This window comes from Thioclava sp. F1Mire-8 (genome assembly GCF_002213165.1).
Lineage (GTDB): Bacteria > Pseudomonadota > Alphaproteobacteria > Rhodobacterales > Rhodobacteraceae > Thioclava > Thioclava nitratireducens.
In genome coordinates, this window is sequence record NZ_NBNY01000004.1 from 361,075 (window position 1) to 378,660 (window position 17,586).

The 17,586-nt window shown below is 64.4% G+C and carries 15 protein-coding genes; 9 read left to right on the forward strand and 6 right to left on the reverse strand.

All coding sequences use genetic code 11. The features are described from left to right. The first annotated feature begins 242 nt into the window (after window positions 1–242). The 4 genes from scpA to B6V75_RS15395 all read left to right on the forward strand — a co-directional run bounded on the left by scpA (window position 243) and on the right by B6V75_RS15395 (window position 4,748). Window positions 243–2,372 (forward strand): methylmalonyl-CoA mutase, encoded by a 2,130-nt coding sequence (scpA, locus tag B6V75_RS15380; RefSeq protein ID WP_075775527.1) that lies wholly within the window; start codon window positions 243–245, stop codon window positions 2,370–2,372. 208 nt (window positions 2,373–2,580) lie between these two features. Then, window positions 2,581–3,267: a TerB family tellurite resistance protein gene (locus B6V75_RS15385; RefSeq protein WP_075775730.1), complete on the forward strand. Its 687-nt coding sequence runs from the start codon at window positions 2,581–2,583 to the stop codon at window positions 3,265–3,267. Further along, the gene (locus B6V75_RS15390; protein ID WP_075775526.1) at window positions 3,267–4,274 is read left to right on the forward strand and encodes an endonuclease/exonuclease/phosphatase family protein; all 1,008 of its coding nucleotides are present in this window, start codon (window positions 3,267–3,269) and stop codon (window positions 4,272–4,274) included. The genes B6V75_RS15385 and B6V75_RS15390 overlap by 1 nt, the downstream gene beginning before the upstream one ends. 45 nt (window positions 4,275–4,319) lie before the next feature. Further along, entirely contained in the window at window positions 4,320–4,748 is a 429-nt protein-coding gene (locus tag B6V75_RS15395) for an AAA+ family ATPase (protein WP_206198502.1), read from the forward strand. Here the strand turns inward: B6V75_RS15395 and B6V75_RS15400 are convergent. The 4 genes from B6V75_RS15400 to B6V75_RS15415 are packed head-to-tail and all read right to left on the reverse strand — an operon-like array spanning window position 4,745 to window position 10,370. Next, complete coding sequence (locus tag B6V75_RS15400; RefSeq protein ID WP_088720267.1) at window positions 4,745–6,295, reverse strand: Ppx/GppA family phosphatase; 1,551 nt, start codon at window positions 6,293–6,295, stop codon at window positions 4,745–4,747. The genes B6V75_RS15395 and B6V75_RS15400 overlap by 4 nt on opposite strands. A gap of 39 nt (window positions 6,296–6,334) precedes the next feature. Continuing rightward, complete coding sequence (locus B6V75_RS15405; protein ID WP_075775523.1) at window positions 6,335–8,500, reverse strand: RNA degradosome polyphosphate kinase; 2,166 nt, start codon at window positions 8,498–8,500, stop codon at window positions 6,335–6,337. 50 nt (window positions 8,501–8,550) lie between these two features. Beyond that, the gene (locus tag B6V75_RS15410; protein ID WP_075775522.1) at window positions 8,551–9,225 is read right to left on the reverse strand and encodes a DnaA/Hda family protein; all 675 of its coding nucleotides are present in this window, start codon (window positions 9,223–9,225) and stop codon (window positions 8,551–8,553) included. 2 nt (window positions 9,226–9,227) lie between these two features. Continuing rightward, entirely contained in the window at window positions 9,228–10,370 is a 1,143-nt protein-coding gene (locus tag B6V75_RS15415; protein ID WP_077701263.1) for an AI-2E family transporter, read from the reverse strand. A gap of 234 nt (window positions 10,371–10,604) precedes the next feature. Between B6V75_RS15415 and proS the strand changes: the two genes are divergently transcribed. The 5 genes from proS to B6V75_RS15440 all read left to right on the forward strand — a co-directional run bounded on the left by proS (window position 10,605) and on the right by B6V75_RS15440 (window position 14,887). Next, entirely contained in the window at window positions 10,605–11,942 is a 1,338-nt protein-coding gene (gene proS, locus B6V75_RS15420; RefSeq protein ID WP_075775521.1) for a proline--tRNA ligase, read from the forward strand. Continuing rightward, window positions 11,929–12,453 (forward strand): hypothetical protein, encoded by a 525-nt coding sequence (locus B6V75_RS15425; protein WP_088720268.1) that lies wholly within the window; start codon window positions 11,929–11,931, stop codon window positions 12,451–12,453. Before proS ends, B6V75_RS15425 begins: the two co-directional genes overlap by 14 nt. A 145-nt stretch (window positions 12,454–12,598) precedes the next feature. Then, window positions 12,599–13,891: a lipoprotein-releasing ABC transporter permease subunit gene (locus B6V75_RS15430; protein ID WP_088720312.1), complete on the forward strand. Its 1,293-nt coding sequence runs from the start codon at window positions 12,599–12,601 to the stop codon at window positions 13,889–13,891. Then, complete coding sequence (locus B6V75_RS15435) at window positions 13,884–14,567, forward strand: ABC transporter ATP-binding protein (RefSeq protein ID WP_088720269.1); 684 nt, start codon at window positions 13,884–13,886, stop codon at window positions 14,565–14,567. Before B6V75_RS15430 ends, B6V75_RS15435 begins: the two co-directional genes overlap by 8 nt. Beyond that, window positions 14,564–14,887 carry an ArsC/Spx/MgsR family protein gene (locus B6V75_RS15440; RefSeq protein WP_075775517.1) on the forward strand — a complete coding sequence of 108 codons (324 nt, stop codon included), beginning with the start codon at window positions 14,564–14,566 and terminating at the stop codon, window positions 14,885–14,887. Before B6V75_RS15435 ends, B6V75_RS15440 begins: the two co-directional genes overlap by 4 nt. A gap of 92 nt (window positions 14,888–14,979) precedes the next feature. Here B6V75_RS15440 and B6V75_RS15445 read toward each other — a convergent pair whose 3' ends face one another. Beyond that, window positions 14,980–15,186 (reverse strand): cold-shock protein, encoded by a 207-nt coding sequence (locus B6V75_RS15445; protein ID WP_075775516.1) that lies wholly within the window; start codon window positions 15,184–15,186, stop codon window positions 14,980–14,982. Window positions 15,187–15,414: 228 nt separating this feature from the next. Then, window positions 15,415–17,364 (reverse strand): threonine--tRNA ligase, encoded by a 1,950-nt coding sequence (gene thrS / locus B6V75_RS15450; protein WP_075775515.1) that lies wholly within the window; start codon window positions 17,362–17,364, stop codon window positions 15,415–15,417. Window positions 17,365–17,586: the final 222 nt, after the last annotated feature.

Consider the following 17,586-nt stretch of genomic DNA (forward strand, 5'->3'; position numbering starts at 1 on the left):
GCGGCGGGGTGCCGCTTGGGCCTGCTGTCGTGGGAAGCGGATATGCGAAACGCCGACGCACCGGAGGCGGGCGAAGCGCGCCGGATGCCTTTCGATAGGGTGCCGTGCGCGGATGGACACCCGCGATCTGGGACATATGACCGGGCTGCGCCACGCGCCGCCGGGACTGAATTTCGTGGAAATGACGGCCGAAGATGCGGGGAAGACACCCGCCGCGGCGACAGTGGAAGAAGGATTTGGCCATGACGGACAAGAAAGAGGACTGGCGCAAGCTCGCCGAGAAGGAACTGCGTGGAAGGCCGTTCGAGGACCTGACCTGGAACACGCTCGAAGGGATCGCGGTCAAGCCGCTTTACACCGAAGAGGACGTGGAGGGGCTCGACCATCTGGGCACCATGCCGGGCCTGTCGCCCTTCACGCGCGGGCCTCGTGCGACGATGTATGCGGGCCGTCCGTGGACGATCCGGCAATATGCGGGCTTCTCGACCGCCGAGGAGTCGAACGCCTTCTATCGCAAGGCGCTCGCTGCCGGGCAGCAAGGCGTGTCGGTGGCCTTCGACCTGGCGACCCACCGCGGCTATGACAGCGATCACCCGCGCGTCGAGGGCGATGTCGGCAAGGCGGGTGTCGCGATCGACAGCGTCGAGGACATGAAGATCCTGTTCGACGGCATCCCGCTCGATCAGATTTCGGTCTCGATGACGATGAACGGCGCGGTGATCCCGATCCTCGCCAACTTCATCGTCACCGGCGAAGAGCAGGGCCATGACCGCAGCGTTCTGTCGGGCACGATCCAGAACGACATCCTCAAGGAGTTCATGGTCCGCAACACCTACATCTATCCGCCCGAGCCCTCGATGCGGATCATCGCGGATATCATTGAATACACCTCGAACGAGATGCCGCGGTTCAACTCGATCTCGATCTCGGGCTACCACATGCAGGAGGCCGGCGCGAACCTCGTGCAGGAGCTGGCCTACACGCTGGCCGACGGGCGCGAATATGTTCGCACGGCGATCAAGGCGGGGATGGATGTCGACAAGTTCGCAGGCCGTCTGAGCTTCTTCTTCGCGATCGGGATGAACTTCTTCATGGAGGCCGCCAAGCTGCGCGCGGCGCGCCTGCTGTGGAGCCGGATCATGGAAGAGTTCGAGCCGAAGAAGCCGCAAAGCTCGATGCTGCGCACGCACTGCCAGACTTCGGGCGTCTCGCTGGCGGAGCAGGATCCCTATAACAACGTGATCCGCACGGCGTACGAGGCGATGTCGGCAGCGCTGGGCGGCACGCAGTCGCTGCACACCAATGCGCTCGACGAGGCAATTGCGCTGCCCACCGAGTTCTCGGCCCGGATCGCGCGCAACACGCAGCTGATCCTGCAGGAAGAAACGGGGATCACCAATGTGGTCGATCCGCTGGCGGGCTCCTACTACGTCGAGAGCCTCACGGCGGAACTGGCCGAGAAGGCCTGGGAGCTGATCGAGGAAGTCGAGGAGATGGGCGGCATGACGAAGGCCGTGGCCTCGGGCATGCCCAAGCTGCGCATTGAGGAAACGGCCGCCCGGCGTCAGGCGCTGATCGACCGGGGCGAGGATGTCGTGGTCGGTGTGAACAAGTATCGCCGCGAGACCGAGGATGAGCTGGATATCCTCGACATCGACAACGCGAAAGTGCGCGACAACCAGATCGCGCGGCTCGAGAAGATGCGCGCAAGCCGCGACGAGGCAGCCTGCGAGGCGGCGCTGGCCGAGCTGACGCGCCGCGCCTCTGAAGGTGGCAACCTGCTCGAAGCGGCGGTGGAAGCTGCACGCGCCCGGGCCTCTGTGGGAGAGATTTCAATGGCGATGGAAAAGGTGTTCGGACGTCACCGCGCCGAGGTGAAGACGCTCGCAGGTGTCTATGGCGCGGCCTATGACGGCGACGAGGGCTTCGCGCAGATCCAGAAGGACGTTGAGGCCTTCGCCGAGGAAGAGGGCCGCCGCCCGCGGATGCTGGTGGTGAAGATGGGTCAGGACGGCCACGACCGCGGCGCCAAGGTGATCGCGACGGCCTTTGCCGATATCGGCTTCGACGTCGATGTGGGCCCACTGTTCCAGACGCCGGAAGAAGCCGCGCAGGATGCGATCGACAACGATGTCCACGTGGTCGGGATTTCGTCGCAGGCGGCGGGTCACAAGACCCTCGCGCCGAAGCTGATCGCGGCGCTGAAAGAGAAGGGCGCCGAGGATATCATCGTGATCTGCGGCGGCGTGATCCCGCAGCAGGATTACGACTTTCTCAAGAAGGCGGGCGTGAAGGCGATCTTCGGGCCGGGGACCAATATCCCGCTGGCCGCGCGCGAAATCCTCGACATCGTGCGGCAGGCGCGGGCCTGAGGGCGAGGGGGCTCTGCCCCCGCGCTGAAGCGCCCCCCGGGATATTTGGTCAAGCCCGAACTTCGACCTTGATAGGTCTTAAGCGGCGCGCGGGGGAACTCTGCGCGCCGCCGTTCATTCAAAATATTACAACGATTTAATCACAGGCCGGATTTGCGCGGGTGCATTTCCGCCGCAGCGCGGCTAAACTTGAACCATGGACAGGCCCATTTCTCTCTGGTCGCGCATCGCGCAAGCACTCTCCGCTCTCGGGCGGGGCGAGGCGTTGTCGACCGTTTTCGACAATCTGCGCCAACCGCCGGAGCGTTCTGTCGCCTTCACCATCGCGGTGATCGCACTCGGCGCGAAGATGGCAAAGGCGGATGGGCAGGTGACTCGCGACGAGGTCGCGGCGTTCCGACGCATCTTCCAGATCCCACCGGAAGAGGAAGCCAATGCCGCGCGCGTCTTCAACATGGCGCGCACCGATGTAGCGGGCTTCGACGCCTATGCCCGCAAGATCGCCAACATGTTTGGTCCCGGCGCGGACGTGCTGAAAGACGTGCTCGAAGGGCTGTTCTTCATCGCGCTGGCCGATGGCGATTACCACGAGGGCGAGGATGCCTTCCTGCTGGAAGTCGCGCGGATCTTCGGGCTGGAGGAATGCTGTTTCCGTGCGATGCGCTCCGCCTTCGTGGAGGATGCCGATCCCGATCCGTGGTCGGTGCTCGAGGTCGAACCGGGCACGCCGCTTCCCGAAGTGCGCAAGGTCTGGCGCAACAAGGTGCGCGAGGCCCATCCCGACCGGGCGATTGCGCGCGGCCTGCCGGAAGAGGCGGTGCAGCTGTCGCAGGCGCGGGTGATCGCGCTCAACAAGGCCTGGGAGGAAATCCGCGCCAGCCATGCGGACGCCTGATGCGGATCGCCACTTGGAATATCGAGTGGTTCAACAGCCTTTTCGATCGCAACGGGGCGCTTCTCGACGATGATCAGTGGTCGGCGCGCTACAATGTGACGCGCAGCCAGCAGACCGGGGCGATCGCGATAGTGATGAGCGCGCTGGAGGCCGATGTGCTTCTGGTGGTCGAGGCGCCCGACGACAACCACCGCCACAAGACGGTCGATATGCTCGAAGCCTTTGCGGAGCGCTTCGGGCTGCGTCAGCGGCGCGCGCTTCTTGGCTTTTCCAACGACACGCAGCAGGAACTGGCGTTGCTCTACGACCCCGATGTCGTGACGGCGCGGCATGATCCGCAAAGCTCGGAGGCGTGGCCGCGTTTCGACGGCAGTCTCCGGATCGACCTCGATATCGATGCGCGGATGGATACGGTCACCTTTTCCAAGCCGCCCCTGGAAGTCGTTCTGGGGACGCGGTCCGGGGAGGTGATGCGGATGATCGGCGTGCATGTGAAGTCGAAAGCTCCGCATGGCGCGACGAGCCTGGAGACGGCGACCCGCATGGCGATCGAGAACCGGCGCAAGCAGCTGGCACAGTCGATCTGGATCCGGGGCCGCGTGGAGGAGCATCTGGCGGCGGGCGACAGCCTGATCGTGCTCGGCGATTTCAACGACGGTCCGGGGCTCGACGAGTACGAGAAGCTGTTCGGGCGCTCGGGTGTCGAGATCGTCGCAGGCGAGGGTGGGCCCGACGCGGTGCGCCTCCGCGACCCGCATGCGCGGCTGTCGAAAGCCCATCATACGGCCGCCGCGCCCAGTTCCGCGCGGTTCTATCTCGTGGATCAGAAGCAGTATTTCTCGGCCATGCTGGATTACGTGATGCTCTCACCCGATCTGGCGGCGCGGGCGACGGCGTGGAGAATCTGGCACCCGTTCGACGATCCGCATATCTACCGCGTGCCCGAGCTGCGCGAGGCGCTGTTGCAGGCCTCCGATCATTTTCCCGTCTCGGTCGATATCGATTGAGCGAGGGGCGTGATTTTCGTCCCGCTTCCGCGTAGGATCGGAGCCATGAAACAGCCGCTCGTCATCGCTCTCTCGTTCGCCCTTCTGGCCACGCCCGTCTCCGCGCAGGATGAGGGGGGCGACGCTGGCGGCGATGTCGATCGCGGGTTCTCCTTGTTGCAGGAAGGGGCGCAGACGCTGTTTCGCGGGCTGATGGGAGAGATGAAGCCGCAGCTCGACGAGATGCAGAAAGGCTTGGGGGAGGCCGCGGCCCAGTTGGGGCCGAAGCTGCGCCAGTTCCTCGCGCTGGTCGACGATATGGCGAATTACGGCGCGCCCGAGCGGCTGCCCAATGGCGATATCATCATGCGGCGCGACCCGGATGCACCGCCGCCGCCGCCCCTGATGACCGAGCCGCCGGAGGATGCGCCGCAAAAAGACGACCCGGAGCAAGGCGGGCCGATTGAGATCCCGGAGGGCGGGATCGAGCTTTAATCCGTGATGATCGGATCGGCCTTCAGCGCGCCCGCGAGCGAGCGGAAGCGCGACTCGGCGACCTCGCCCATCAGCGCCTTGCCGCGCTTGGTCAGCTTCAGCTCCAAAACGCCCTTCTTGGCGGAATATTTCAACTCGCCCGCATCGGCGGGGCTGTGGGTCGCGAACATCGCGCCGAAGCGCATCGCCTTGCCCAGAACTTCCGCCTCCTGGATCTGCTCTTCGGTCAGCAGCGGCAGGAACGGCTCCAGCCGCGAGCCGTTGCGCGAGTTCTTGTAGCGGTGCAGGAGCGCCACGCCGAGCCAGATCCGCTCGGGGTGGGACATGGCCGAATAGTTCGCTCGGGTGACGTTCTCGAAACAGGCCTCGGCGCGGTAATCGGGATGGGTGCGCCATGTCGTATCATGCAGCAGGCAGGCCGCGCGCACGAGGCGGAATTTCTCGGGTGGGAGCGGCCCGAAGATCGGCTCGATGAAGGCGTGGAGCTTCTTGCCGAAGCCGGGCATCCGGCTCATCACGCGCTCGGTATGGCGCGCGGCCTCCACCAGCGGATCGCGGCGGCGCAGGCGTTCGGGCATCTGCTCGTAAAGCAGCCCTTCGCGGATCCCGTAGGCGGAGACGTCGATCTCCTTGGGCTGGAAGGTCGCGATCAACTCGCGCAGCACCTGGCTCGCGAGCGGGACCAGTTCCATCCGCGCGGCGGAGGTGCCGGTATTGGCGCGCAGCTTCTCGAGGTCGGACTTGCCGATCCAGTCGATCGTCTCGCCCAGCTCGTCGGGCTTCATCCGGTATTCGTGCATCACCAGCAGCGGATAGTCGCGCCGTTCCATGTCGAGACGCGCGATGGCGCGCCACGAGCCCCCGACGAGGTAGATGCGTTCATGCTCGGTCCCGACTTTCTCGGCCAACTCCTGCATCGTCGCCTGAATATGCGCGGTGATGGCCTTCTTGCCGCCCGCGATCTGCTGCAGCCGGAAGGGGCCGAGCTGCGAGGTGGCACGGCGCCAGACCTTGCCGCCGCGAATCTCGGCCAATTCCATCGAGTTGCCACCGATATCGCAGACGAGGCCTTCGGCCTCGGGCCAGCCAAGTAGCACCCCTTGCGCGGAGAGGCGCGCCTCTTCGAGCCCGTCGACGATATGGACCTTGAGGCCGGTCTCATTCTCGATCTTGCGGTGAAACTCGGGGCCGTCCTCGGCGTCGCGCATCGCGGCGGTCGCGACGCAGGTGAGCGGGCCGATCTCCATCCCTTCGGCGAGCGCGGCAAAGCGTTTGAGCGCGATCAGGCCGCGCTCGCGCCCCTCGGGGTTCAGCTGGCCAGTCTCTGCGAGACCTTGACCGAGACCCGCCATGACCTTCTCGTTGAAGAAATAGGCCGGGCTGCGCGCCGCGCCGTCGAACACCACCATCCGGATCGAGTTCGAGCCGATATCGACGACGCCGACGCGCGAGAGCGCGCGCACGGACGGATCGTCGAAGAGAGGTTGGCCGAACGGGTCCCAATCGTCGCTGTCATCGAGTGCCGGCGCCGCTTTGTCTTTGCTCATGTGCCCGTCCGTTCGAGTCGTTCGACCCCAAAGCTAGGGCTAGTCGAAGCTATGGGCAAGTTCGGGAACATCGCTTGCCCCAGCGGAACCGCGGCCCGAGAGCGAGGGGTATTCCATGAAGAACCGGTGGCACGAGAACAGGTCCTCGCGGTCGTCGGGCAGGTGGCGGATGAACTTGCCGTCGGGCTGCAAAATCCAGCTTTGCGCCTCGTCGGCCATGTTCGCCGCCATGATCTGGCTGACGATCTGCGCCTTCACCGTGGGGTTCTTGGCCTCGACCAGCGTCTCCACCCGGCGGTTGAGGTTGCGCCCCATCCAGTCGGCGGAGGAGAAGAACACGCGCGCGTCGTTCGACGGCAGGGCATGGCCATTACCGAAGCACACGATGCGCGAGTGTTCGAGGAACCGCCCGACGATGGATTTCACGCGGATATTCTCCGACAGGCCCTTGATGCCGGGGCGGATGCCGCAGATGCCGCGGATCACGAGAGAGATTTTCACCCCCGCCTGCGAGGCCTTGTAGAGCGCGTCGATCACGTCGGATTCGATCAGCGAATTCATCTTCGCCCAGATCGCGGCGGGTTTTCCCGCCTTGGCGTGTTCGATCTCGCGGTCGATCAACTGCAGCAGGCGCGGCTTCAGCGTGATAGGCGAGATCGCGATGTTTTCGAGACCCTCGGGCTGCACATAGCCCGAGAGGTAGTTGAAGACCTTGGTCGCATCGCGCCCGAGCGCGGCATCGCAGGTAAAGAAGCTCAGATCGGTGTAAATCTTCGCCGTGATCGGGTGGTAGTTGCCGGTGCCGTAATGCGTATAGGTCACGAGATGGTCGCCCTCGCGGCGCACGACGGTCGAGATCTTGGCGTGGGTCTTGTAGTTGATGAACCCGTAGACGACATGGGCGCCTGCGCGCTCCAGCCGCCGCGACTGGCGGATATTGGCGGCCTCGTCGAACCGGGCCTTCAACTCCACGAGCGCGGTCACGGATTTGCCATTCTCCGCCGCCTCGCAGAGCGACGACACGACGGGGCTGTCTTTCGACGTCCGATAGAGCGTCTGCTTGATCGCCAGCACGTTCGGGTCGTTCGCCGCCTGATCGATGAAGCGCACCACCAGATCGAAGGTCTCGTAGGGATGGTGCAGAAGGATATCCTTCTGCTTGATCGCGGCGAACATGTCGCCCTCGTGGTCCTGCACGCGTTCGGGCACGCGCGGCATGAAGGGCGGCCAGAGCAGATCGGGGCGCTCGCCGAGGATCAGTTCCTTCACATCGGCGATGCCCACGAGGCCCTTTTCCTCGACCACCTCTTCGGGATCGACATGCAACTCGCGCATTACCAGCGCCTGCAGGTCTTCCGGCGCGCCCGGCGAGACCGACATGCGGATGACCTGACCGCGGCGGCGGCGCTTCAGCGCGGTCTCGAACTCGCGCACGAGGTCTTCGGCCTCGTCCTCGACTTCCAGATCGCTGTCGCGCAGCACCCGGAACGAGCACGAGCCCACATCCTTGTAGCCCGGGAAGAGCGAGCTCAGATGCAGCATCAGAAGCTGCTCGAGCGGCAGGAACCGCGCCTCGCCCGGCAGGCGCACGAAGCGGTCGATCTGGGCCGGGATCGGCAGCAGCGCCTGCAACCGGCGCTGGTCGCTTTCGCGCTCCAGTTCCAGCGCGAGGCAGAAGCCGGTATTCGGGATGAAAGGGAAAGGGTGGGCCGGGTCGATCGCCAGCGGCGAGAGCACCGGGAAGACGTTGTTGAGGAAGTGATCCGACAGGAAGTCGAGATCGCGCTTGGTCAGACGCGAGCGGGTGACGACATGGATGCCCTCGTGATCCATCTCGCGCTTGAGCGCTGACCATGTCGCCTGCTGCGTGTCCATCAACCGCCGCGCGTTGGCGTTGATCTTCTCCAGCTGCTCGGCGGGGGTGAGCCCGTCATCGGAGGGGTTCACGTTGCTCTCGCGCACAAGCTCCATCAGGCCCGCGACGCGCACGGTGTAGAATTCGTCGAGGTTGGTGGCCGAGATCGACAGGAAACGCACGCGCTCCAGCAGCGGCACGCGCGGGTTGCGCGCCTCTTCCAGAACCCGCCAGTTGAACGCCAGCCAGCTCAGTTCCCGGTTGAAGAAACGACCGGGGCCGCTGATCTCCGCCTCGGGCAGCGTGATCGGCGTGGGGAAGGGGGTCTTGAGGAAATCTGCTTGGGTCATGGCGCGCTTATCGTTGGATTTTGTAATGGCTCCATGACAGTTTGCGCGGCTCAATCGAGACTGTCCAGAACCTCGGCGGCTAGTCTTTGCGTGATCGCGCGGCGCTGTGCGAGTGCCTGCCGATCGAGCGCCGCGACCAGTTTGCGCGCGGTCGCGAGAGAGCGGTCCATCCGCGTCACCAGCCAGCCGATCAGGTTTGGCGGCACGGTCAGTTGCCGGTCGGAGAACAGCTTCACCAGAACGGCCGCCAGCAGCGCGTCATCAGGCGGCGTGATGCGCACCGTCGCCGTCGCTTCCATCCGGCTGATCAGGTCGGGCAGGCTCAATCCCCAGTCGCGGGGCGGTGTGCGCGCGGTCAGAAGAAGCCGCCCGCCTTCGGCCTGCATCAGGTTGTGCAGGTGAAAGAGCGCGCGTTGCCCCGCCTCGTCGGCGCCGAGCGTTTCGGCCCGCTCGATCACGGCGGCGCCCTTGGCGACCAGCGCGGGGGCCATATCTTCGGTGAGATTGCGGGCCGGCAGAATCTCCGCGCCCTGTTCGTCGGCCCAGATCGTCGCGAGATGCGTCTTGCCCGCGCCCTCCGGCCCGATCAGGATCATCCGGCCCAGCGGCCATGTTTCGGGCGCGTCGAGGGTCGTCACCGCCAGCGCATTGGCTGGGGAGATGAAGAAGTCTTCACGCCCCTGCGCAGAACGCAGGTGAAGCGGGAAGGTCAACTGCTCGGCCATTCTCAGTTCTCGTGTTCGGTCGTCTCGGTCGCGCCCGTCACTTCCCCGGTCTCCTCGTTGATAAGGGAGATCGGCGGATGGGCTGTTGGCTCGCGCTCCGTTTGCCCTCGGTAAAGCGCCCCTTGCAGATATTGGTCGATGAAGAAGCGCGCAACCACTCCGATCACCGCAGCGACGGGAACGGCGACCAACATGCCCACAAAACCGAACAAAGTGCCGAAAGCGGACAGCGCGAAGATCAGCCAGAGGGGATGCAGCCCGACCGAATCGCCCACGAGTTTGGGAGTGACGAAATTGCCTTCGAGAAACTGGCCGAGCACGAAGATGCCCGCCACTATGCCGATATTGAACCACTCGCCCCAGAACTGGAACAGCGCGAGGCCGATGGCGAGCGTTCCGCCGATGATCGCGCCGATATAGGGGATGAAGGTCAGCGCGCCGGCGACCGACCCCACCAGCAGCCCGAAATCGAGCCCCGCCGCCATCAGCGCGATCGCGTAGAAGCCGCCGAGCACGAGGCAGACCGTGACCTGGCCGCGCACGAAGCCCGAAAGCACCCGGTCGATGTCGCGCGCGATGGTGCGGATCGTCTGGACGTGATCGCGCGGCAGCCAGCCATCGATCTTGGCCACCATCCGGTCCCAGTCGAGCAGCATGTAGAAGGCCACGACCGGCACCACGACGATGAAGACGACGACGTTGACCAGCGTCATCGCCGAACTCAGCAGGGTCGCCGCCAGTTCGCCGCCCCGCGCCTTGATTGCGCTGCCGAGGCTGTTGAGCGTGTCGTTCACGACCGAGTTCTGCAGGAGGTTGGGGAACCGCTCGTTCAGGAAGGCCTGCAACGACGACAGAAGATCGGGCGCCAGCGCAACCAGCTGCGCCAGCTGACGCGCCAGCATCGGCACCACGGCCAGTGCAAGGATCACGAAGATCAGCACCGTCACCAGCCCGATGATCGCGGTGGAGGCCGCGCGGCTCAGGCCAAGCTTCTCCAGCCGGTCGGCCAGCGGGTCAAGGAAATAAGCGATCGCGCCGCCCATGATGAACGGCAGGATGACATTGCCCAGCCACCACAGCGACAGGACCAGCACCAAGGCGGCGACGGACCAATAGGTGACTTGCTGGCGGGCAGGCAGGGCCATGCGTGGTCCTTCTCGGCGGTGCGTTCGATCTAACGTGGCGAAATGCGGTGGGAAATCAAGGCTAGGATCGCGTGCCCCTTCCTCTTGGCGGAAATATCCCGGGGGAGGCGCGGATGCGCCAGGGGCGGAGCCCCTCATATGCGACACCCGCGTCCGACGCCACCATCTTGCCCAACGCCCCCGTTTCCTCTAGGCCAAACGCAACGTCTGACACCAACCCTCGAAGGACCGCTCATGCGCCTGTCCCGCTATTTTCTTCCCGTTCTCAAGGAAACCCCCGCCGAGGCGCAGATCGCCTCGCATCGGCTGATGCTGCGTGCGGGTATGATCAAGCAGCAGCAGGCCGGGATCTATTCCTGGCTGCCGATGGGCTTCAAGGTGCTGCGCCGGATCGAGCAGATCGTGCACGAAGAGCAGGCGCGCGCCGGCCACCTCGCGATCCAGATGCCGACGCTGCAATCGGCCGATCTGTGGCGCGAGTCGGGCCGTTATGACGGCTATGGCGAAGAGATGCTGCGGATCACCGACCGGCAGGGCCGCGATATGCTTTACTCGCCCACCGCCGAGGAGATGGTGACCGACATCTTCCGCGCCCATGTCTCTAGCTACAAGCAGCTGCCGCTGACGCTCTATCAGATCCAGTGGAAATTCCGCGACGAGATCCGCCCGCGCTTCGGCGTGATGCGCGGCCGCGAATTCCTGATGAAGGACGGCTACAACTTCGATCTGTCGAAGGAAGACGCGCTGCACGCCTATAACCGCCACCTCGTTAGCTACCTGCGCACCTATGAGCGCATGGGCCTGCAGGCGATCCCGATGCGCGCCGATAGCGGCCCGATCGGCGGCGATTACACCCATGAATTCCTCGTGCTGGCCGAAACGGGCGAGTCGGAGGTGTTCTACGACAGCGAGATCACCGATCTGACCTTCGGCGACCGCGAAATCGATTATGACGACGTGGCGCAGTGCCAGGGCGTGCTGGAGGAATTCACCTCGCGCTATGCCCGCACCGACGAGACCCATGACGAGGCGGTCTTCAACGAGGTCCCCGAAGAGCGTCGCCGCGTCGCGCGCGGGATCGAGGTCGGCCAGATCTTCTATTTCGGCACGCAATATTCCGAGGCATTGGGCGCAACCGTTCAGACCCCGGATGGCGCGAAGGTGCCGGTCCATATGGGCTCCCACGGGATCGGCGTGAGCCGTCTCGTCGGCGCGCTGATCGAGGCGAACCACGACGACAAGGGCATCATCTGGCCCGAGGGCGTGACGCCGTTCCATGTTGGCATCGTCAACCTCAAGCAGGGCGATGTCAGCTGCGACAGCGCCTGCGAGGCGCTCTACCGCGCGTTCCTCGACCACGGGCTCGACCCGCTCTATGACGACCGCGAAGAGCGCGCGGGCGCGAAATTCGCCACTATGGACCTGATCGGTCTGCCGTGGCGCATTACCGTCGGTCCGCGCGGGATCGCGGCCAACAAGGTTGAATTGACCTGCCGCCGCACCGGCGAGAGCGAGGAGATGCCGGCTGAAGAGGCGGTCGAGAAGATAGTGGGCATCTATGAAGGGCTTTGATCTGATCCTTGCCGCCAGCGCGGTCACTGCGGGCTTGCTCGCCGGGCCCGCTCTGGCCGAAGGCACGGGGCAGGGCGCCGGCCAAGGTCTCGTGCCGTGGTCGAGTGATGCGCTCGGTATTTCGGCCAGGGTGCCGAAGGGCTGGACGTCGGACGAGATGCCGGGCGGCGGCATCCTGTTCTCCGCGCCCGATATCGACCCGCACAAGACCGCCCATGTCGCGCTGCGTGCCCATGCCGATGCGGGCGCGGACCTTACGGCCGCGCATGAACAACTCCTGCACACGATCCTGCTCGATGGCGATACGGTGCTGTCGGACGAGATGACCGAAGACGGGTTTGCGATCCGCTCCAAGGACGTGTTCGGCAAGGTGACGCTGCGCAAGACGCAGCGGCTCGAGTGCGCGGGCGAGGCGGTGCTTGCCTCGGTGCAGACCGATTACCCCGCCGATCTGGCCGAGGCGATGGCACCGCTTCTGGCGGATGTGCCCGGCACGCTGGGCTGCAAATAGGGGGCTCTGCCCCCGCCCGTTCCGGGCGCCCCCGGGATATTTCGACCAAGCCGAAGAGGCGCGCTCTCGCCGCTATGACCGGGCGCAGGCTTGACCTTTCGACCCCGCCGCGCCAGCTTGCGCCGAATTTTCGTGGATGGAGCCGATGGCCGCACGCACTGCCCCGTTTTCCCGTTTCGAGTTCATGATCGCATGGCGCTACCTGCGCGCGCGCCGCGCCGAAGGTGGCGTCTCGGTCATGACATGGATTTCCCTGATCGGCATCGCGCTTGGCGTGGCCGCCCTGATCGCGACGTTGGCCGTGCGCGCGGGCTTTCGCGCCGAGTTCGTCTCGACCATCGTCGGTTCGAATCCGCAGATCACCGTCTATTCCGCACCGATGGAAGTGGCGGAGGGCTCGGGCGTCTATTCCAAGCTGATCCGCGACTATGCCGAGCGCACCGATCGGATCAAGGCGATCCCGGGCGTGGTGAGCGCCGCGCCGGCGGTGCGCGGTCAGGCGATGGTCAGCTTCGGCGATCGTTCCAACGTGGCGGATGTCTACGGTCTGGCGCTGTCGGATCTGAAGAACATCCCCAATATCGCGCATTCCGAAGATGCGCAGGGCGATATCGACAATTACGGTGAAGGCATCGCGATCGGCATCGGCATGGCGCGCGATCTGGGCGTGACGGTGGGCGACACGGTCAAGGTGATTTCGCCCAATGGGGCGAAGACTCCGTCGGGCACAAGCCCGCGCGTGAACGCCTACAAGGTCTCCTATGTTTTCTCGGCCGGGCGTTACGACATCGACCAGACGCGGCTTTATATGCCCTTCAAGGAGGCGCAGAGCTTCTTCAACCGCGAGGGCGGGGTCGATGAGATCGACGTGGACGTGGCCGATCCCGAGCGCATCGCCGAATGGGAGCCCGCGATCATGGATGCGAGCGGCAAGGGCACGCTTTTGTGGACATGGAAGGACGCATCGTCGAGCTTCCTGCGCGCGCTGACGGTCGAAGACAACGTAATGTTCATCATCCTCTCGATCCTCGTGCTGATCGCGTCGATGAACATCACATCGGGACTGATCATGTTGGTGAAGAACAAGGGCCGCGACATCGGTATCCTGCGCACGATGGGGCTTAGCGAGGGTTCGATCCTGCGGGTCTTCTTCCTTTGCGGCGCGTTCACCGGGGTGATCGGAACGCTCGCGGGGCTGGCGATCGGGGTGCTGTTCTCGGTGAATATCGACCACGTCATGGGCTTCGTAAACTGGCTCAATGGCGGCGATGCATGGGATCCGTCGATCCGCGGCATCTACCATCTGCCCGCGAAATTGCAGCCCTGGGACGTGACCAAGGCGGTGACGCTGTCGCTGGCGCTGAGCTTCATCGTGACCATCTTCCCGGCGCGCCGTGCCGCGCGCATGAACCCGGTGGAGGCGCTGCGCTATGAATGACGTGCTGATCTGCGAACAGCTGGAAAAGTGCTACAACCGGGGCAAGCCGAACGAGATCACGGTGCTCAAAGGTCTGGATCTGACCATTCCGAAAGGGCAGGTCGTGGCGCTGGTCGCGCCTTCGGGGGCGGGCAAGTCGACGCTTCTGCATATCGCGGGGCTGCTGGACACGCCCGATTTCGGTCGGGTGCTGATCGATGGCGAGGATCTGACCGGCGCGCGCGACGGCAAACGCACGGCGGCGCGGCGCGAGAAGCTGGGCTTCGTCTACCAGTTTCACCACCTGCTTCCGGAGTTCTCGGCGGTGGAGAATATCGTGCTGCCGCAGCTGGCCAATGGCGTCAGCCGCAAGGCCGCGGAAGAGCGGGCCAAGGACCTCTTGAGCCGCGTCGGTATGGCGGGCCGGATGGACCACCGCCCCTCGGCGCTATCGGGTGGCGAGCAGCAACGTGTGGCGTTCTGCAGGGCGCTCGCGAACGGGCCGAGCCTGTTGCTGGCCGACGAGCCTACCGGCAACCTCGACCCGACCACCTCGGACACGGTGTTCGACGTGCTGATGGGGCTGGTGCGCGAGACGGGCCTGTCGGCGCTGATCGCGACGCATAACATGGAGCTCGCCGCCAAGATGGACCGTGTGTTGCACCTGGAGAACGGCGCGCTGGAGGAGGGGATATGATCGTTTATGGGATTTCGACCTGCGACACGGTGCGCAAGGCGCGCAAGGCCTTGGAAGCGGCCGGGCGCGACGTGGAGTTCCGCGATGTGCGGGCAGAGCCTTTGACGGCGGCTGAGGTCGCAGAATTCGAAAGCGCGTTCGGCGACAAGATCGTCAACCGTGCATCGACGACGTGGCGCAATCTGCCCGAGAGTGAGCGCGAAAAGCCTGTCGCCGTTCTGCTGGGCGAACATCCCGCGCTGATGAAGCGCCCGGTGATCCGCGAGGGCGACAAGCTGACGCTGGGCTGGGCGAAGGCCACACAGGCCGAATGGCTCTGACTGCGCCCTTGCGCACTTATCGCTGACATAAGAAAAACGGCGCGCATCCCGTGATGCGCGCCGTTCCAAATCCTTGCCGTCCGATCGCCCGATCAGAGCAGGACCAGATCCGATGCCGAGGAGCGGCCGTCGCGACCCGACTGCAGCTCATATTGGATCTTCTGATTGTCATCGAGCCCCTTGAGACCCGCACGTTCGACAGCAGAGATGTGCACGAACACGTCCTTGCCGCCTTCGTCAGGCGCGATGAAGCCATAACCCTTGGTGGAATTGAACCATTTCACGGTGCCAGTGGCCATTACCGTCTTCTCCTTCGTAGTCTCCCGGCGCGATATTGCGTCCGGGCCGTGCAGCCAGTCTCTTTCGGGTCTTCCGGCTGCCTTTTTCAGAAGCGAGGCGGTAGGAAAGTCTGTAACACACGCGTATTCAAGTCTCTCCGAGAATTGCGAAAATGCAATGACATTCCATGAGGGGCGTAAGCCCCTCACAGGTCTGTGAAAATTCGAGATAGGCCGTTGAATTGGCGATTATTCGCGCAAATCGGGCGGCGTCGATTCGGTGATCAGCTGTGCCACGATCTCGTCGATCGCCACCGTGGAGGTGCGGGTATCGCCGAGCTTGCGGACCGAAACCGTGCGCTCCTCGACCTCTTTCATCCCGATCGCGAAGATATAGGGAACCTTGCCGAGCGAGTGCTCGCGGACCTTGTAGTTGATCTTCTCGTTGCGGGTGTCGGCCTCGGCGCGGATACCGGCGGCGCGCAGCTTCGAGGTCACTTCCAGCACGTAATCGTCGGCGTCGGATACGATCGACGCGACGACCACCTGACGCGGCGCGAGCCAGAGCGGCATCTTGCCGGCGAAGTTCTCGATCAGCATGCCGATGAAACGCTCGAACGAGCCCAGCACCGCGCGGTGCAGCATCACGGGACGGTGGCGCTCGCCATCCGAGCCCACGAATTCCGCATCCAGCCGCTCGGGCAGGTTGGTGTCGACCTGCAGCGTGCCGCATTGCCAGTCGCGCCCGATCGCGTCGGTCAGCACGAATTCCAGTTTCGGACCGTAGAACGCGCCTTCGCCTTCGAAGATCTCGTAGTCGTAACCGGCGGCCTTACAGGCGTTGCCGAGCGCGGCTTCGGTGTAATCCCAGCTCTCATCGCTGCCGATGCGCTTTTCGGGGCGCGTCGACAGCTTGATGCGCCAGTCGGTGAAGCCGAGATCGTCGTAGATCCCCGAGAGGAACTTGATGAATTTCTCGGTTTCCGCCTCGATCTGATCTTCGGTGCAGAAAATATGTGCGTCATCCTGCGTGAAACCGCGCACGCGCATGATGCCGTGCAGCGCGCCGGACGGTTCGTAGCGCGCGCAGGAGCCGAACTCGGCCATGCGCAGCGGCAGGTCGCGATAGGATTTGACGCCCTGATTGAAAATCTGGACGTGGCAGGGGCAGTTCATCGGCTTGAGCGCGTTGACCGTCTTTTCGCGTGCATGATCCTCGTCGACTTCGACGATGAACATGTTCTCCTGATAGTTCTCCCAGTGGCCCGAGGCTTCCCAGAGCCTGCGGTTCACCACCTGCGGCGTGTTCACCTCGACATAGCCGTCATCGCGCTGCTTGCGGCGCATATAGTCCTGCAGCGCGGTGTAGATCGTCCAGCCGTTCGGGTGCCAGAAGATCTGGCCCGGTGCCTCTTCCTGCATGTGGAACAGGTCCATCTCGCGACCGAGCTTGCGGTGGTCGCGCTTGGCGGCCTCCTCCATCATCGTGACCCAGGCGTTTAGGTCCTTCTTGGTCTTGAAGGCCACGCCGTAGATGCGCTGCAGCATCGGGCGGCTCGAGTCACCCAGCCAATAGGCGCCGGCCACATGGGTCAGCTTGAACGCATCCGCCGGGACTTGACCCGTATGCTGCAGGTGCGGACCACGGCAGAGATCCTGCCAGTTGCCGTGCCAATACATCCGGATGTCCTCGCCTTGCGGAATCCGGTTGATCAGTTCGACCTTGTAGGGCTCATTCGTCGCCAGATAGTGGTCGATCGCGTGTTTGCGGCTCCAGACCTCGGTCTTGATGGCGTCGCGCGCGTTGATGATCTCGCGCATCTTCTTTTCGATCGCGCCGAGGTCTTCGGGCGTGAAGGGCTCTTCGCGGTCGAAATCGTAGAACCAGCCATTGTCGCGGACCGGGCCGATCGTGACCTTCACACCGGGATAGAGCTCCTGCACGGCGCGGGCCATGATATGGGCGAGGTCGTGGCGGATCAGCTCCAGCGCGGGGCCGTCATCCTGCATCGTGTTGATGGCGATCTGCGCGTCTTCCTGGATCGGCCATTGCAGATCCCAATGCGCGCCATTGACCTGTGCGGAGATCGCTTTCTTCGCCAGCGAAGGTGCGATGGAGGCGGCCACTTCGGCCGGCGTCACGCCTGCGTCGTAGTCGCGCGAATTGCCATCGGGAAAGGTGAGGGAGATCTGGGACATGTCGTCCTCCTCGTCGGTTTGGCGCCCACGGAACGCCCGGTTGCGGGATATATGGTTCCAGAGCCTTTTGCGCGGGCAGGGCGCGGCTGTCAATGGGGAGGGGGTGGGGGAGACGTTGCAGGGGGGGGCTGACCCCGCCCTGCGAGCCCCGGGGATATTGCGACCAAGGCGAGGACCAGAGGCGGCTGCCCCTTCGTGTTGGCGAAAATATCCCGGGGGTGA

Excerpts from the sequence above, each read along its gene's own strand:
- B6V75_RS15430 (WP_088720312.1), top strand. The coding sequence starts at position 12,599 with ATGGCCGCACGCACTGCCCCGTTTTCCCGTTTCGAGTTCATGATCGCA.
- B6V75_RS15395 (WP_206198502.1), top strand. The coding sequence starts at position 4,320 with ATGAAACAGCCGCTCGTCATCGCTCTCTCGTTCGCCCTTCTGGCCACG.
- B6V75_RS15390 (WP_075775526.1), top strand. The coding sequence starts at position 3,267 with ATGCGGATCGCCACTTGGAATATCGAGTGGTTCAACAGCCTTTTCGAT.
- B6V75_RS15400 (WP_088720267.1), bottom strand. The coding sequence starts at position 6,295 with ATGAGCAAAGACAAAGCGGCGCCGGCACTCGATGACAGCGACGATTGG.
- B6V75_RS15415 (WP_077701263.1), bottom strand. The coding sequence starts at position 10,370 with ATGGCCCTGCCTGCCCGCCAGCAAGTCACCTATTGGTCCGTCGCCGCC.
- B6V75_RS15405 (WP_075775523.1), bottom strand. The coding sequence starts at position 8,500 with ATGACCCAAGCAGATTTCCTCAAGACCCCCTTCCCCACGCCGATCACG.
- thrS (WP_075775515.1), bottom strand. The coding sequence starts at position 17,364 with ATGTCCCAGATCTCCCTCACCTTTCCCGATGGCAATTCGCGCGACTAC.
- B6V75_RS15435 (WP_088720269.1), top strand. The coding sequence starts at position 13,884 with ATGAATGACGTGCTGATCTGCGAACAGCTGGAAAAGTGCTACAACCGG.
- B6V75_RS15425 (WP_088720268.1), top strand. The coding sequence starts at position 11,929 with ATGAAGGGCTTTGATCTGATCCTTGCCGCCAGCGCGGTCACTGCGGGC.
- scpA (WP_075775527.1), top strand. The coding sequence starts at position 243 with ATGACGGACAAGAAAGAGGACTGGCGCAAGCTCGCCGAGAAGGAACTG.
- B6V75_RS15445 (WP_075775516.1), bottom strand. The coding sequence starts at position 15,186 with ATGGCCACTGGCACCGTGAAATGGTTCAATTCCACCAAGGGTTATGGC.
- B6V75_RS15440 (WP_075775517.1), top strand. The coding sequence starts at position 14,564 with ATGATCGTTTATGGGATTTCGACCTGCGACACGGTGCGCAAGGCGCGC.
- proS (WP_075775521.1), top strand. The coding sequence starts at position 10,605 with ATGCGCCTGTCCCGCTATTTTCTTCCCGTTCTCAAGGAAACCCCCGCC.
- B6V75_RS15410 (WP_075775522.1), bottom strand. The coding sequence starts at position 9,225 with ATGGCCGAGCAGTTGACCTTCCCGCTTCACCTGCGTTCTGCGCAGGGG.